The 16,342-nt window shown below is 45.9% G+C and carries 15 protein-coding genes; 12 read left to right on the top strand and 3 right to left on the bottom strand.

Going from position 1 to position 16,342, the window contains the following annotated elements:
* Position 1: 1 nt before the first annotated feature.
* Genes Q1Q15_RS09570 through Q1Q15_RS09615 form a run of 10 tightly spaced genes read left to right on the top strand, consistent with a single transcriptional unit; the run spans position 2 to position 7,763 of the window.
* Positions 2 to 247, top strand: a complete 246-nt coding sequence (locus tag Q1Q15_RS09570) for a hydrogenase subunit MbhD domain-containing protein (RefSeq protein ID WP_300458953.1) — start codon at positions 2 to 4, stop codon at positions 245 to 247.
* The gene (locus Q1Q15_RS09575; protein WP_300458955.1) at positions 244 to 1,068 is read left to right on the top strand and encodes a Na(+)/H(+) antiporter subunit B; all 825 of its coding nucleotides are present in this window, start codon (positions 244 to 246) and stop codon (positions 1,066 to 1,068) included. The genes Q1Q15_RS09570 and Q1Q15_RS09575 overlap by 4 nt, the downstream gene beginning before the upstream one ends.
* Positions 1,069 to 1,076: 8 nt before the next feature.
* Positions 1,077 to 1,481: a cation:proton antiporter subunit C gene (locus Q1Q15_RS09580; RefSeq protein ID WP_300458958.1), complete on the top strand. Its 405-nt coding sequence runs from the start codon at positions 1,077 to 1,079 to the stop codon at positions 1,479 to 1,481.
* Between the two features lie 3 nt (positions 1,482 to 1,484).
* On the top strand, positions 1,485 to 2,963 hold the full coding sequence (locus tag Q1Q15_RS09585; protein ID WP_300458960.1) for a proton-conducting transporter membrane subunit: 1,479 nt from the start codon (positions 1,485 to 1,487) through the stop codon (positions 2,961 to 2,963).
* 37 nt (positions 2,964 to 3,000) lie between these two features.
* Positions 3,001 to 4,479: a monovalent cation/H+ antiporter subunit D family protein gene (locus Q1Q15_RS09590; RefSeq protein ID WP_300458961.1), complete on the top strand. Its 1,479-nt coding sequence runs from the start codon at positions 3,001 to 3,003 to the stop codon at positions 4,477 to 4,479.
* A gap of 32 nt (positions 4,480 to 4,511) precedes the next feature.
* Positions 4,512 to 4,658, top strand: coding sequence for a hypothetical protein (locus Q1Q15_RS09595; RefSeq protein WP_300458963.1), 147 nt, complete (start codon positions 4,512 to 4,514; stop codon positions 4,656 to 4,658).
* A gap of 51 nt (positions 4,659 to 4,709) precedes the next feature.
* Complete coding sequence (locus Q1Q15_RS09600; RefSeq protein WP_300458964.1) at positions 4,710 to 4,955, top strand: hypothetical protein; 246 nt, start codon at positions 4,710 to 4,712, stop codon at positions 4,953 to 4,955.
* A complete protein-coding gene (locus tag Q1Q15_RS09605; protein ID WP_300458972.1) occupies positions 4,945 to 6,717 on the top strand; it encodes a Na(+)/H(+) antiporter subunit D in 1,773 nt (590 codons plus the stop codon). The genes Q1Q15_RS09600 and Q1Q15_RS09605 overlap by 11 nt, the downstream gene beginning before the upstream one ends.
* 16 nt (positions 6,718 to 6,733) lie before the next feature.
* Complete coding sequence (locus tag Q1Q15_RS09610; RefSeq protein WP_300458974.1) at positions 6,734 to 7,240, top strand: cyclic nucleotide-binding domain-containing protein; 507 nt, start codon at positions 6,734 to 6,736, stop codon at positions 7,238 to 7,240.
* A 40-nt stretch (positions 7,241 to 7,280) separates the two neighbouring features.
* Entirely contained in the window at positions 7,281 to 7,763 is a 483-nt protein-coding gene (locus Q1Q15_RS09615; protein ID WP_300458975.1) for a Crp/Fnr family transcriptional regulator, read from the top strand.
* 14 nt (positions 7,764 to 7,777) lie between these two features.
* On the opposite strand, the gene Q1Q15_RS09620 is transcribed toward Q1Q15_RS09615, so the two are convergent.
* Positions 7,778 to 9,229, bottom strand: coding sequence for a potassium transporter TrkG (locus tag Q1Q15_RS09620; RefSeq protein WP_300458977.1), 1,452 nt, complete (start codon positions 9,227 to 9,229; stop codon positions 7,778 to 7,780).
* Complete coding sequence (gene trkA / locus Q1Q15_RS09625; protein WP_300458979.1) at positions 9,229 to 10,593, bottom strand: Trk system potassium transporter TrkA; 1,365 nt, start codon at positions 10,591 to 10,593, stop codon at positions 9,229 to 9,231. Before trkA (Q1Q15_RS09625) ends, Q1Q15_RS09620 begins: the two co-directional genes overlap by 1 nt.
* Before the next feature lie 320 nt (positions 10,594 to 10,913).
* On the opposite strand from trkA (Q1Q15_RS09625), the gene Q1Q15_RS09630 reads away from it, so the two are divergent.
* Entirely contained in the window at positions 10,914 to 12,368 is a 1,455-nt protein-coding gene (locus Q1Q15_RS09630; RefSeq protein WP_300458981.1) for a TrkH family potassium uptake protein, read from the top strand.
* A 6-nt stretch (positions 12,369 to 12,374) separates the two neighbouring features.
* On the opposite strand, the gene trkA (Q1Q15_RS09635) is transcribed toward Q1Q15_RS09630, so the two are convergent.
* Positions 12,375 to 13,781, bottom strand: a complete 1,407-nt coding sequence (trkA, locus tag Q1Q15_RS09635) for a Trk system potassium transporter TrkA (protein WP_300458983.1) — start codon at positions 13,779 to 13,781, stop codon at positions 12,375 to 12,377.
* A 492-nt stretch (positions 13,782 to 14,273) separates the two neighbouring features.
* Between trkA (Q1Q15_RS09635) and Q1Q15_RS09640 the strand changes: the two genes are divergently transcribed.
* Entirely contained in the window at positions 14,274 to 16,319 is a 2,046-nt protein-coding gene (locus tag Q1Q15_RS09640; protein ID WP_300458985.1) for a response regulator, read from the top strand.
* Positions 16,320 to 16,342: the final 23 nt, after the last annotated feature.

A 16,342-nucleotide genomic window follows, 5' to 3' on the forward strand; every position in this document is an offset into this window, starting at 1 on the left:
CATGCACTGGCCCATTGATATGATTGTATTAACCTTTATCATTTTCTGCGCAATTGCTGCCATCTCTGTCAAAGATCTGCTCGCAACAGCCATTTTATTTGGCGCTTATTCGTTTATGATGTGTTTGCTCTGGGCGGTTATGGGGGCAGTTGACGTCGCGTTCACCGAAGCATCCGTTGGTGCCGGCGTCAGTACGGTTTTCTTTGTTGCAGCTGTTTTCAGGACTAGCAGGAGGACAAAAGATTGAAATTTTTAGGATTTATTGTTGTCTGTCTGACCGGGGCTTTGTTGCTGTATGGGACAGGAGATTTTTCCAATTGGGGGGACCCCAATTCCCCGGCATCCCTTCACCTTTCCAATGAATATATTGAACGGGCACTTGAGGAAACACAGGTTCCCAACCTGGTAACAGCCGTACTGGCAGACTATCGTGGATTTGACACCATGTTTGAAACGGCCGTTATTTTTTGCGCCGGACTCGCCTGTTTTCTTTTACTACGAGATTTTAGAGAGAAAAAACAACGGTTTTATCGCCACATCCCCACCGGGGTTATTCTCCATGTGAAAAACAGTAAAAAAGTGCTGCCGGTGGGACGGGAATTTGAGCACATTGACAAAGACTGGGTACCATCGGATCTGATTATTAAAACAGTCTGCCGGATTTTAGTGCCCTTTATCCAGATTTATGCCATGTATGTTGTCGCCCATGGTGACTTTTCTCCTGGTGGTGGATTCCAGGGCGGCGTTATTTTTGGTTCCAGCCTTATTCTTATCGCCATTTCTTATGATCTTAAAATCCTTGTGCGGCGAATTAAAGAAAAAGTTTTCGGGATTTTTGCGGCCGTGGGGGTGCTGATTTATGTTGGAATTGCCGCCCTCTGCATGCCCATGGGGGGAAATTTTCTGGACTATTCAAAACTGGCACCTTTACTACCGGGGGATCCCCATCATGTAAGGGCCCTGGGCATGTTGGGAGTTGAAATCGGTGTGGGTATCGCGGTTACGGCTGTAATGGTCATCATTTATATTAATATTGTTTCTGAAGGCAGACTTGAGGAAGGACTATAGGTAACTCTATGACGGATTCGTTACCCTATATCGTGGCAAAATACAACTATTGGCTGTATGTGATCTTAATGATGATCGGCCTTTATGCCATGATTGCAAAAAACAATTTGATCAAAAAACTGGTGGGGATGAATATCTTCCAAACCGCCATTATCCTGTTTTATGTTTCCATTGGATACAAGACAGATGCCACCATACCGATTATTCAAAATGCCCATGGCGGACATGATGCCCATGCAGCTGTTATCCATGCTGCTGATTATATTAACCCGTTGCCCCATGTCCTCATGCTGACGGCTATTGTTGTGTCTGTTGCAACCTTTGGCGTTGCCATGGCCCTGGCTGTCAGAATATACCAGCGGTACCAGACCCTGGAAGAAGATGAACTCAGGATGCGTATATCGGAAGAATAAATTATGGATAATTACCCTGCACTCATTGTTGTTACACCACTTTTAGCTGCCCTTTTAGCCGGACTTGCCGCATGGATCGAAGACCGATTATCATATCCCATTGCCCTGATGGGCCTTGCCCTTTCAACGTTTTTTGCATTTAAGGTATTGATGCAGGTCATCGGTTCCGGGACCATCCATTACCGAATGGCCGGCTGGGCCCCCCCCATGGGTATTGAATACACCATTGACCTGTTAAATGCCCTGGTACTGCTGCTGGTATCCGGTATTGCCTTTTTGAACCTGATCGCCAGTTATCCGAGTGTGAACCAGGAGACAAATGACAGGGCCGCATCATTTTACACCATTTATCTTTTGTTTGTGACAGGGCTCCTGGGCGTTACTGCCACAGGTGATCTGTTTAACCTCTATGTCCTCATTGAAATTACCTCTTTAACCAGCTATGCCATGGTCGCTTTAGGCGACAGGGACCGTGGGCCCATAGCCAGTTTGAACTATGTGTTCATCGGGGTGATTGGTGCCAGTTTCTATCTTCTGGGTGTGGGGTATCTGTATCTTAAAACCGGGTCACTTAATATGGCAGATGTGGCCCATATTTTGTCGGGTATCCAAGGCTCATCCACCGTATTGGTGGGATTTATTTTATGCATGCTCGGTATCTGGATTAAAATGGCACTGTTTCCCATGCATGTCTGGCTGCCCAATGCCTACACATATTCACCCGTGGCATTTTCAAGGGTGGTAGCGCCCTTAATGACCAAGGTCATGGTCTATGTGATGATCCGATTGATGGTAACGGTATTTGGGCTGGACTATATTTTTAACACCCTTCACCTTGCGGATGCGGCTGTCTGGCTGGCAACCATTGCCATACTGGCAGGCGGTGTGATGGCGCTGGCCCAGAAAAACTTAAAAAAAATGCTCACCTATATTATTGTCTGTGAGATCGGTTATATGGTGGGGGGCGCCTGGATGGGTAACCAGCTGGGGATGACCGGCGCTATTTTACATATTGTCAATGATGCCCTGATGACCTTTGCCCTTTTTCTGGCTGTTGGGAATATGGTTTATAAACTTAAAACTATTGATTTGCCGGATCTTAAAGGGTTGTTCGGTAAAATGCCCTGGACCATGGCAGGGTTTGTGCTGGCAGCATTGAGCATTATCGGGGTGCCGCCAACCTGTGGATTTTTCAGCAAATGGTATTTGCTTCTGGGCGCACTGGAGGCGGGGGCGTATCATTTTGCCGCAGCCTTGATCATTTCCAGCCTGATTTGTGCTATTTTGTTTTTTAAGGTTTTTGAAATCTGTTTTTTCGAATCCCTGGCCGGAGGGCATGAAACTGCCCATGGAGTGGTGGAAATTGAAGAAGCACCGGTATCAATGTTGATTGTCTCCGGGCTGGTCAGCCTTTCCATAATTGTTGTGGGTCTGTACTCGGGAACTATTGTGAATTCGATCATTCTTCCTTTTTTAAAGTGAGAATGACCTAAGATTATAATGAAAAGGTAAGCTCTAAATGGAAACCATTGTCTCAGTTAAACCTCTTTTGGCCGTTTTAGTCACGCTCTTTGTCATTCCGGTGCTGGTTTCTTCTTCCGGCAAACCCAATGCAAGGGAATCATGGATTTTTATTGCAGGAACCATAAAGCTTGTTCTTATCCTTTCCATGCTTCCCGTCATCCTTGAGGGAAAACAAATTGTTTTAACCTTATTTGAAATCGCCCCCGGGGCTTCCATTGCCTTTCGGGTGGACGGACTTGGGATGCTGTTTGCCATTGTGGCGGCAAGCCTTTATATCGTGACATCCATTTATTCCATCGGCTATATGAGAGGGCTTAACGAACACGGTCAGACCCGGTTTGTTTCTTTTTTTGCCCTGGCTATTTCCGCCACCATAGGTGCGGCATTTTCCGCTAATTTATTAACGTTATATCTTTTTTATGAAATTTTATCGTTGGCCACATATCCCCTTGTTACCCATCATCAGGATGCCACCTCTAAAATTTCCGGCCGACGGTATTTAATTTTTATTCTGGGAACGTCCATCGGGCTTGTTCTACCGGCCATGATCTATTGCTATCATGTTACCGGAACCCTTGAATTTACCACTGCCGGTATTTTTGCCGATCAATTGTCCAAGCCTGGAGCAACCGTTCTTCTCTTGATGTTTGTATTCGGGTTTGCCAAGGCAGGGATCATGCCGTTTCACACCTGGCTTCCGGCAGCCATGGTGGCGCCGACCCCTGTCAGCGCGCTTTTACATGCTGTGGCCGTTGTAAAAGTAGGCGTCTTTTCCATAGTGCGGGTGCTCACCGGTATTTTTGGAGTCCAGCTTTTGGGGGACTTTAACCTGGGAGTCGTGGTCATGACCATTGCATCCGTCACCATTCTTCTGGCCTCGTGTATTGCCCTTTCCCAGGATGAATTAAAACGCAGGCTGGCGTATTCCACCATCAGCCAGTTGTCCTATATTATCTTTGGTGTGGCACTCCTTTCTCCCCAGGGTCTCCTGGGCGGGGTGATCCACATTGCCATGCATGCCTTTGGCAAGATCACCCTGTTTTTCTGTGCCGGTGCCATATTTGTGGCCACGGGAAAGAAATACATCAGCCAGATGAGCGGCCTTGGCAGGCGAATGCCCTTCACCTTTGCTGCCTTTTTTATCGGTGCATTAGGGGTTATCGGGCTTCCGCCCACCGGCGGGTTCTACAGCAAATGGAACCTTATTTTAGGAACCCTTGAAGCCCAGCAGACCCTCTTCATGCTGGTCCTGCTGGTGTCATCATTCCTGAACGCATTCTATTTTCTACCCATTGTGTATAAAGGGTTCTTCGGGAAAAGCCCGGACGAGGATGACACGACACCGGTTAAAATCAAGGAGGCAAATCTGTGTTGCGTTATCCCGTTGATGATTACGGCTGTTATTTCAATTGGTCTATTCTTTTACCCAACCATTTTTGTCAACCTGATAAAAGTCGGTCTGGCCATAAAATAAAATCAAGGAACAAAAGTAAAGGAATCCTTTAAATGGGAATACAAAAGAAAAAATTTAATGGCGAAGAATTTGAAATCCTGGACCATGCTGAGAAGCCCGGATTCAGACGAGCATTTCACATCATCATCTGTGCGGCCGTGATTTATTTTATTTATATTTTTTCCCATGTGGCACACTGAACGCAGACTTTTTTAAGATGATATGAAAATTTATGGAATGAAGGAAAATAAATGAAAAAAGAATTAACCATTTTTGATAATCCTAAAAATGTTAAGCGGCTTCGCATGGGATTTTTTGTGGCCCTGGTAATGCTCTTGATCGCTGAAAGCTTTGTGGAGATGCACGGTTATTTTTCAGTGGAACATTTTTACGGGTTTTATGCGGTTTACGGATTCATTTCTTATGTCCTTTTGATATTTGCTGCCAAGGTTTTAAGAAAAATCATCATGCGCAAAGAGGATTATTATGATCATTAACATGCCCCCCCCTGCACTCGTATTCATATTAGGCGCTGTTCTGATCCCCTTTATCCGGGGTAAGGCGAAAGCCGTTTACATGCTGGCAATACCGGTCGTGGTATTTATCACATTGTTGAACCTACCCATGGGAAATGCCTGGATTGTTGAATTCTGGGGCTATGAGTTGATCATGGGGCGGGTGGACAAACTGTCCCTTGTTTTTGCCTATGTGTTTACCATTATGGCCTTCCTGGGTGTTTTATTTGCCCTGCATGTTAAGGACAATCTTCAGCATGTGTCAGGACTTGTCTATGTCGGATCAACCCTGGGCGTTGTCCTGGCAGGTGATTTTTTGTCCCTGTATCTGTTCTGGGAAATCATGGCGGTTGCTTCCACGTTCCTGATCATTGCATCCAGGACCCGGGCATCACGGGAAGCAGGGTTTCGATATATCCTGGTTCATCTCATTGGCGGGCTTTTTTTGTTGGCCGGGATTGTCCTCTACATTCAGAAAACCGGGACCATTGCCTTTGATTATATCGGGCTGACAGGCGTTGAATCCTACCTGATTTTTATTGGTATTGCCCTGAATGCCGCAGCCATCCCACTCCATGCATGGCTGCCGGATGCATACCCCATGGGAACACCGACCAGTACGGTTTTTTTAAGCGCATTTACCACCAAATCAGCAGTTTATCTGTTGATCCGGACCTTTCCCGGGGCGGATATTTTATTGGTTATCGGCGCATTGATGGTGTCGCTGCCCATATTTTATGCAGTCCTTGAAAATGATATTCGAAGGGTATTGTCCTATAGCCTGATGAACCAGGTCGGATTTATGCTGGTGGGGATCGGCATTGGAACTGAACTTGCATTGAACGGAGCGGTTGCCCATGCCTTCTGCCATATTATTTATAAGGCGCTCCTTTTTATGGCAGCCGGCTCTGTCCTTCAAATGACCGGGAAAATAAAGTGTACGGAAATTGGTGGGCTCTACAAGACCATGCCGTTGACCTGTCTGTTTTGCATGGTGGGGGCAGCGAGCATCTCCGCATTTCCCTTATTCTCCGGATTTGTTTCCAAATCCATGATCATTAGTGCCTCCGGTCATGAACAAATCTTTTTAATCTGGCTGGTATTGCAGTTTGCCTCAACCGGTGTGGTGGATCATGCCGGCATTAAGGTTCCGTTTTTTACCTTTTTTGGTCATGACTCGGGTATCCGCGCCAAAGAGCCACCCCTGAACATGCTGCTGGCCATGGGGATTGCAGCGGCGCTTTGTGTGGGCTTGGGTGTCTTCTATCAACCGCTGTACAACCTGCTGCCATTTCCGGTTCATTATGAACCCTATACCGGCGCCCATGTAATCGGCCAGCTGCAGCTGCTCATGTTCGGGGCCCTGGCATTCACACTTCTGATTTTATCCGGCTATTATGTTCCGGAAGTCAGAAGCAGAAATCTTGATGCAGACTGGACCTATCGGAAGTTTGGACGATTTGCATACAAAATTGCCGACAGGGGGTTGAATGCATTGAACCGTGTGTCGGAACGTATCCTGATGAGGATTATCAAAGGGATTGTTAGTTTTTTTAAAACCATGGCTGCAAACCTTGCCCTGTTCGTATCGGTGAATGTCTGGCTGGTTCTGGGTTACCGGGGGAAACGCCTTGAACTTAAAAAAGCCAGACTTTATGATGATATTTTTCAAGGGACCTTACCCATTGGTATTGGCGCTGCCGTGACCATCACCTTTGTTCTTCTGATGTATGTATTAACTTAGCACACGAGGCTTAAACATGGTAAAAATAGAAGATTTAAAGCGGATTAGCCTGTTCAAGAATGTTCCGGTTCATTTGCTTGAGATTATAGCCCGGGAGTCGCAGTTGAAAATTTTCGGGACCGATACCCAGTTGGCGACCATCAATGAACGACTGGATACGTTTTATATGTTGATCATGGGGCAGGTGGCTGTCATAAAAGAATTGACACCTGAGATTGATGTGATTATCGATTATGTACAGTCCGGGTCTTGCTTTGGTATATCTTCCATCCTTGAAGGATCAAAATCCTTTTATACGGCCATTTGTCAGGAACCCTGTGAGGTGATTACCCTTTCCAGCCAGCGAATGATTCAATTGTTTGAGGAAAATCATGAACTGGCCTATTACATGATGCTGGATGTTTCAAAGCAGTATAAACGCTACATGGATATACGGGCTCAGATGATCCTGAAGACCCTTGATAAGAATCGAGAATACAAAGAGAAGATGTCTGTGATGTTGAAATCATCTTCTATTGATTAATTGGATACATTTGCCATACTTTTAACTGGGATCCCTAATAATGGTTGATAAAGACACGCTGAAAAAAATATTTCTTCTCAACGATTTGCCTGACCCGATACTTGAAAAATTAGGTTCAATCGCAAATCTTGAAACATTTGATGAACGAACGGTTCTGTTTGAAAAAAATCAGAAACTGAAGTCTTTATATATGGTGGTTTCCGGCAAAGTCCGGTTAAGCATCACAACAGCTGCCGGGGAGTCTGTGATCCTGGATGAGGTATTTGCGGGAAGAATATTCGGGGTGGCCGCTTTAATGGAGGAGTCATCCAGTTCGTTTGATGCCATGTGTGCTGAACCCAGCTCAATTATCATTGTTTCAGCTAAAAAAATGCATCAATTGTTTGTAGAGGATTTCAAAATCGGACACATTTTAATGCTGAAAATGGTGAAGCTGTTTAAATTCAGGATGGAACGGCATACCCGTCAGTTTTTACAATCTCTGGTAAACCATCCGGATATCAAAAAACTTCAAACAAAATAGCGCGGCCAATCATTTTATGTTTTCCAGAATTCCGGAACAAATAAAATAATGACCGTATATATTTCCAGTCTGCCCAACAGCATGCACCAGGCCAGCAGCCATTTGCCCATCATGGGCAGATGGGCAAAATTTTCAGTGGGACCCACGGTTCCAAATCCAGGTCCAATATTTCCAATGCAGGCGGCAACCGCACCAAAAGCCGTCATCATGTCAACGCCCATGCAGGCAAGCAGAATGCTGGACAGAATAAAGAGCCCGATATAGAGGGCTAAAAATCCCATGATGGTTCGAAGCACTTCATCCGGGATAACCGTATTATTGACTTTTACATGGCTGATGCTTCTTCGATGGATGATTTTAAATAATTCCCTGTAACAATATTTAAAACAGACAATTATCCGGGCACATTTCATTCCACCACCGGTTGATCCGGCAGATGCACCCACGAACATGCAGATAAACAAAAGCACCTGACTCATCCCCGGAAAGTGTTCATAATCAGCCGTTGCAAATCCCGTGGTGGTGATAATGGAGGTGACCTGAAAGCTGGCAAACCGGAAGGCCTCTTTAAAGGAAGGGTATACAGATCCCTGGATATCCCAGGTAATTAAGAGGGTCACCCCCAGGGTGAGGCCAAGAAAGACCCTGCATTCCGTGTCTTCCCAGAAGACCAGGGGTTTGCCCCGGAGCATCTGGTAATGAAGGGAAAAATTGATGCCGGCCAACACCATGAAGACGACAATGACATAATCAAAAAAAGCACTGTCATAATGGGCAATGGAGGCATTCTTTATTGAAAATCCACCGGTGGGCAGGGTGGTCAATGCGTGACAGGACGCCTCGAACAATGTCATGCCGCCACCGAGCAAAAAGATAATTTCAATCACTGTAATACCCGCATACACCATCCATAGAATTTTAGCTGAATCACTCAGTCGAGGTGTCAGTTTGTCGGGCACCGGGCTTGGTACCTCAGCCTTGTACAACTGAATGCCGCCGACGCCTAAAAATGGTAGTATGGCCAGGGACAAAACGATAATTCCCATGCCGCCCAGCCATTGAATCAAACTCCGCCAGAAAAGAAGGCTTTTGCTTGCCCCTTCAATATGGGTCATCACGGATGATCCGGTTGTGGTAAATCCGGAAACAGACTCAAAAAAGGCATCGGTAAAAGTTGTAAATTCCGGGCAAAGATAAAAGGGCAGGGCACCGAAAAAACTGATGGCTGCCCAGGCCAGTGCAACAGTTGCCATCCCTTCTTTTTGATTGATATAATCGTCTCTGCCATGGCCTTTCGACAGAAAGATCAGGAGAATACCTGCCACCAGGGTAATGCCGATGGTGCGAATAAAACTGTCCCGGGCCAGGTCATGATAATACAAACTCACCAGTAAGGGCGCCATCATGGAAAGACCCAGAAATACCAGAAGGATACCGATAATATGGGCGATAAACGGCCAGCGCATTAGAAAAAATCCAGTTTAACGGTCAACAGTTTTTCAAGTTTTTTTACGGATTGTTTGACCGCAAACAGGATGATCCGGTCGCCGGGTTTGACAACACTCTCGCCCGACGGGATCATGATGTTTCCGTCCCGGATGATGCAGACCAGTATAGATCCTTTGGGGAAAGAGATTTTTTTTAATGGTTTGTTCGTAATGCCGGAGGTTTCAAGGGCAATGGCCTCAATAAACTCCCCCCGTTCCCCAAAAATGGAAATATCAGACAGGACCTTTCCTTTTCTGACATATTGCAGGATAGAGCTGACGGCTGACAACCTGGGGCTGACCACTTTTTCAATACCAATGGTGGTCAGCAGGGGTAAATAACTTAATTTTCCGATTCTGGTGATGGTATTGTGAACACCTAAATTTTTTGCCAGCAGGGAAACAAGGATATTGGTTTCATCATCATCGGTAACCGAAACGATGACATCGCTCTGACCGGCGTTTTCTTCAAGAAAGACTCGCTGGTCAGATCCGTCGCCATGCAGAATAACGGTTTTGCCCATTTGTTCTGACAGATAATGACACCGGTCAATGTCGGATTCAATGATTTTTGTTTTAATATTATCGGCTTCAAGTATCTTGGCCAGCCGTTCACCGATTCGTCCACCACCGATAATCAAGGCGCTTTGAATGGGTTGCTTTTTTTTTCCAAAAATTTTGAGTGATTTTTCAAGCTTCGTGGTTTCACAGACAAAATAGATCAGATCTCCGGCCTTCATTTTATTGCTGCCGATGGGGACAATAACGGTATTGTTTCTGATGATGGCGGCAATCAATGGCCGGTCTTCACCGAATTTGTCTGGAAAATTAACCAGCTGCATTCCCACAAGGGGAGAATGCTTTTCAAGCTGGATGCCAATATATTTTACCTGACCATCAATAAAATCACCCACATCAACGGCCCCCGGCACATCCATCAGTTTCCGGATGGTATCAACGACCTCGATCTCAGGATTGATCACCGTATCAATATATGGGGGCTCATTTTTGAAACGGTCATGATAGGGATCAAAGTCAGCATTTCTGATCCGGGCCAGTTTTTTGGTGGTGGGGGATATCAGGTTCGTTACCATGCAGGCAACAAGATTTGTTTCATCACTGTCGGTAACGGCCAGGAGGATATCCGTCTCATTGATGCCGGCATCAATGAGAACCTTTGGAGAACTTCCGGATGCGGTAATTGCCTGGATATCAAGGTTTTCAGAAAGACGACGAATAGCAAACGGGTCTTTGTCAATGACCACGACCCGTTTGTTTTCAGAAGCGAGTCGGCTGGCAATATTGTACCCGACTTCTCCTGCACCCACAATAATGATTTTCAAAAACGATCTCCTGTTACAATTAGAAAAATTTGGTCACAACTTACTAAATCAGGGAATGGGTGTCAATCGTTTGAGGCTGCCAGACGTAGGGAAACCCGAAATGATCAGGCGGTTATATCAAAGAATTTTAAATGCGGGGTATGAATTGGGTTGATTCGATTCCCAGGTGGGTATAGGGTAATGAAGCTTTGGGGGTCAGGCCGTGTTTAATTTGATATTATAGGAATTTGCATTTAGCCGTTGGCTTTTAGGTTTTTAGCGAACAGCTAATGGCTAAATGCTTGCGCGATAGCGCGCTAAGTTCAATTATTTGGGTACCTATGAATTACACCACTATCGCAAATGTCCTGGGAAAATTATTGATCGTTACTGGTGGCTCCATGGTATTTCCATTGATCTGCTCACTTTATTATAGAGAAGATGACCTGCCTGCCATTGCCATTACCGGGATCATCACCATGGGTCTGGGGTACCCCTTGTGGTGGTTCTTCCGACGGTATCGGGAGTTGAACATAAAGGACGGCTTTTTTATTGCTTTTTTTGGATGGGTCCTGATTTCAGCCGTTTCCGGTCTGCCTTTCATGATCCATGGAACGATTCCCTCTTTTACTGACGCTTTTTTCGAGATGATGTCCGGCTATACCACAACCGGTGCAACCATACTGACGGATATTGAAGTGGTTCCCCACGGATTATTGTTCTGGCGCAGCCAGACCCATTTGCTCGGGGGGATGGGGTTTTTAACGTTGACCATTATATTTTTGCCCCATGGCATGGGGGGGGTGCGGATATTCCGGGCCGAGTCAAGTCCTGGTCAGGTCATTACCCGGGAAAAATTTATTCCCCGCAACCGGGATACAATGGTCTGGCTCTGGGGAATTTATGTCGGGCTGAATCTGGCGGAGACCATGATGCTGTGTCTGGGTGGCATGTCTATTTTCGATGCCTTGTGTCATTCGTTCGGAACAGTGTCAACTTCGGGCTACTCTCCGTGGAATGAGAGCATCGGGCACTATAATAATGCCTACTTTGACTGGGTGATCATTGTTTTTATGTTCCTGGGTGGCATGACGTTTATGCTCTTTTACCACATGGCCCAGGGAAACTGGCATGTCATAAAAATCAATACCGAACTTCGATGGTATGTGGGCGCTATGCTTTTTTTCTGCGGAATGGTCTCGTGGATACTGTGGAAGGAAAACACCTATGATCTCATGAATTCGATCCGGTATGCCACTTTCCAGGTCACCTCTATTTTGACAACCACCGGGTTCACAACAGCAGATTATGAGCAATGGCCCCAGGCAGCACAGATGTTCCTCTATATGGTGTGCTTTATCGGTGCCTGCGCAGGCTCGACCACCAGTGGCATTAAAATTGTTCATTATATCCTGATATGGAAATTCGGGGTTCTGGCCATCAAGCGCATCTTTTTACAACCCATGGCAGTGGTATCGGTCCGTTTGAATCAGCGTCCAGTGGACGTTCAAATTATTCATCTGGCGATTTGTTATTTTATTGTCAATATTTTTCTGGTGCTGGCCGGGGGGTGTTTCATGACCCTGGTGGATCAAATGGATTATACGACTGCCATGAGTTCGGTGATCGCAACACTGATGAACATCGGCCCGGGATTTGGCGGGGTGGGCCCAACAGAAAACTATGCCTTTATTTCGGATGCGGGCAAATGGTTTTTATCCTGGAATATGCTGGTCGGCAGGCTGGAAATGTTTTCGGCCCTGGTCATCTTTTATCCGTCTTTCTGGCACCAATAAATGGTTTCAGGCCAGGAATAATTTTTGAACATCTTTCAAGTGCTGGGACATACACACGACGATGGCCCGCTCATTGCCTTGAATGTGGGTGTCTCCCACGGCAACCTGCCATATCCCGTCTCTATGGATGCTCCCGATCATTATTTTCCCATTGTAATACGGATTCAGTTTGAAAAGGGGCTTGCGGGTAATGGGGGAATTAGGGGCGGCAACGATTTCCACCATTTCGGCATCAAAACCATGCAGATGTGCCACCGAAAGCAGCTCTCCCCGGCGAATGAATTTTAGAATCTTGTTACCGGCCAGGATTTTTTTGTTCAACGCCAGATCGGATCCCATTGTGGCTGCCAACACCACATAATCTTCTTTGTTAACCAGTGCAATACATTTTGCCTGCTTGTTGTGTTTCAGGTTACGATGCGAGGTCATCAGGTGTTTGGCCATTACGCAGCTCATGATATTGGTTTCGTTTTCACCCGTGGCGGTGATAAATGTATCCATTTCCAAAAGGCCGGCTGAAACCAGCACATCTGAATCCGATCCATCACCGTGTAAGATTTCTGTGTTTTTCAATGCAAAAGAGAGTTCTTGAGCCACGGTTTCATCTTTTTCGATGAGTTTGACTTTGACGGTTTTGTCTAATAGCTCCGCCAGACGGCATCCCACGAGTCCTCCTCCGATAATCATGACCCGGTGGTGTTTTTGCCGTTCAACCCCTGTCAGCGTCATCAATTGGGTGAGGTTCTCGTTATCCGCCATAAAAAAGGCTTGATCCTGGGGCAACAGTTCATCCTCTCCGTTTGGGATCAGCGTGGTGATCCCCCGGGCAATGGCAACGATTCGGAAGGGGAATTCATTGTACGCCTGGGAAATATCCTTGAGCTTTCTGTGGGCCAGGGGGGATTCATCGGGAATCCGGGTGGCCATGGCCAGTATTTGACCCCTGGCGACCTCAATGATATCGTTTCCGGCCCGGAGTTTAATCAGTCTGAAAATTTCCTGTGCTGCCAGCTCTTCCGGATGGATAATCAGGTCAATTTTAAGGTCCCTGGCATTCAGGATGGAATCTTCTCTCCCGAACTCGGTGAAGCGCACCCGGGCGATTTTCCGAGGAATGCCAAAGCGATCGCCAATCAGGCAACTCATCATATTCACGGCATCATTGTTGGTCACTGAAATGAGATAATCCATGTTTCCGGCACCGGCTTCCCGCCAGCATTCGAGGCTCATGGCATTGCCCTGGATCAAGCGGGCATCTATATTCCCGTCGGCGTGGCGAAGCAATGCGGCATCCTGCTCAATGACGGTGATGGCATAGCCTTCGTGAACAAGGCGCTTGGCCAGGTAATACCCTACCCCTCCCAACCCCAGAATAAGGATGCTGGTTGATTTTGCCGGTTTATTTCCATACATGGTATTCAACAACTTCCACTTTAAAAAAACGATAACCAGAAAATGGACAGCAGATCCGAAAAGCCTGTTTTAACGTTTTTAAGGATAATAGAGGGGAGCATTATTTTCTAAAAAAAGCCCCTTTGTAAAAAAATATATAAAAGATGCGCTTGTTTTTGTCAAGAAATATGCCTTTTCCCCGGACAATCGCATGAAACTTTCACACGCGGTTGCCAAGATAGGGTGAAATGGTGGTCTCCCCCGGGAAGCAATCGGGTAAATTACAAACTGGGTATGGGGTCGCATATGGTTTTCCTGTTTTTTACAATTTGTAAAAAATGCCGACACAAGTCCTTCTTTATTTGAGCAGCAGCTTTTTTTTTGAATTAATTTAATTTTAAATTTCAGATGGTTAATACATTTTGAGGGCGAATTTTAATTTGGCATAAAGATTGCTCTTTTGGAATGTGGTTAAAGAGCCAAATTATATTTTGCTGATGACTGGAAGGGAAAATGGAAAATATCAACATACTGCTGGTGGATGATGAAGAAAGATTTCTTTCTACTACCCAAAAGCTGTTGGAAAGAAAAGGCTATACTGTTCATACTGCCCCAAATGGCATGGCCGCCTTTGAACGACTGAAAAATCATCATATTCAGGTGGCTATTTTAGATGTCAAACTGCCGGGCATGGACGGCATTGCCATCTTAAAGAAAATCAAACGGGATTTTCCCTTGATTGAAGTCATTATGCTCACCGGCCATGGTACAGTGGAATCCGCAGTAGAGGGGGTTAAATTAGGGGCGGCAAATTATCTGATAAAGCCGGCGGATATTGATGATATCTCAGAAAAGATTCAAGAAGCCCTGGAAAAAAGACAAACCATCAGCGCACAAAGCGATAAACGGAAAGCCTATTTTAAAAAACTGAAATTTCGACTGGGGGTTGGACTCCTGGCCGCTTTTATGCTGCCCTATGCCGCATTTTTTGCCTATTTTCAATTTCAGTTCACGGCAACACTGAAAAATACCGGACGACTCAATCTGGAAGCGCTTTCAAACAGCCAGAAAAATACGGTTGATCTTTTTCTACAGGAACGGGTGGTCAATATTTTCAGCCTTTTCCACAGCATTGATTTCAGTCTTAACCCCTCCCAGAATAACATGCAAAACTACTACCAGGATTTACGACAGGTGAGTGACGCCTTCATCGATGTCGGCTTCCTGAATACAAAGGGTATTCAGATAGGATATGCCGGGTCCTTCCCCTACCTCAAGGGAAAAGATTACAGCAATGAAAACTGGTTTAAAACATTGCTGAATCAGGAGCGGCATTATTATATCAGCAATATTTATCTTGGATTCAGGGAAAAAGCACACTTTACCATTGCCGTCCGGCAGATCATTGATGGGAACCCTTATATTATGCGGTCCACCCTTGACCCGGACAAATTTTATATGTTTTTGAGATCCATTAGCCGGGGAAAAGAGGTTGAATCCGCCTTGATCAATAAAGAAGGACACTATCAAATCGTCGATCCGGACAGGGGTGAGTTGCTTGGCAAGAGCGAGTATATCCCGCCGGAAAATATTGAATCGGGCGTAACGGAAATTAACCGAAACGGTGATGCCATCCTCATTGGCTATGCATGGTTGAAAGAAACGCCCTGGGCATTGATTGTCCGGCAGCCGCTGAATATTGCCCACGCAGGGATGTACCAGAGCCGGCGGTTCATGAGCATTATCCTTGCGGTTATCTTTTTGGGGATTGCAGCCGGGATATGGTTTGCCAATGGCAGGCTCATAAACCATGCCCAGGGTGCTGCCGAAAAAAGTGATGAGCTTCGGCACCAGCTTTTCCATGCATCAAAGCTTGCCTCTGTCGGTGAACTGGCAACCGGGGTGGCCCATGAAATTAACAATCCCCTGGCGATTATCGTAGCAACCAGCGGGGTGATCCGTGATTTGCTGGATCCTGAATTTAATCTTCATCCAACCCCTGAAGATATCATAAAAGAGATTGATACCATTGATTCTGCAGCGTTCAGGGCCAGAACCATCACCAAGCAGCTGCTGGCCTTTGGCCGTAAGAATGAGCCAAAGCTGCTGCCCTGTGATGTGAACCAGGTTCTGGATGACGTCATAAGCGGGTTCAAAGAACGGGAGTTCAAGGTGGCGGATATTGAAATTATTCGTGATTATGACCCCGGCCTGCCGGAAATCATGCTGGATCATGACCAGATTCGACAGGTTTTTTTAAATCTCATCAATAATGCAGGGGATGCGATTTCAGGCCCGGGGAAAATCACCGTGTCCACCCATAGAAAGGATCAGGACATCCATATCATGATTAAAGATACGGGGAAAGGAATGTCTGCCGAACAACTCAGTGAGGTGTTTAACCCGTTTTTCACTACAAAGGAAGTCGGAAAAGGCACCGGACTTGGCCTGAGTGTTTCTTTGAACATTGTGGAAGCCCTGGGGGGGACCATTGATGTTCAGTCTTTAGAGGGCGCGGGAAGTTCCTTTACAATATCGTTTCCCATTCACAGAGCGTAATGAAACAAACCATAAATTTATTC

Origin of the sequence: Desulfobacula sp. (genome assembly GCF_030145145.1) — a bacterium.
Classification (GTDB): Bacteria; Desulfobacterota; Desulfobacteria; order Desulfobacterales; family Desulfobacteraceae; genus Desulfobacula.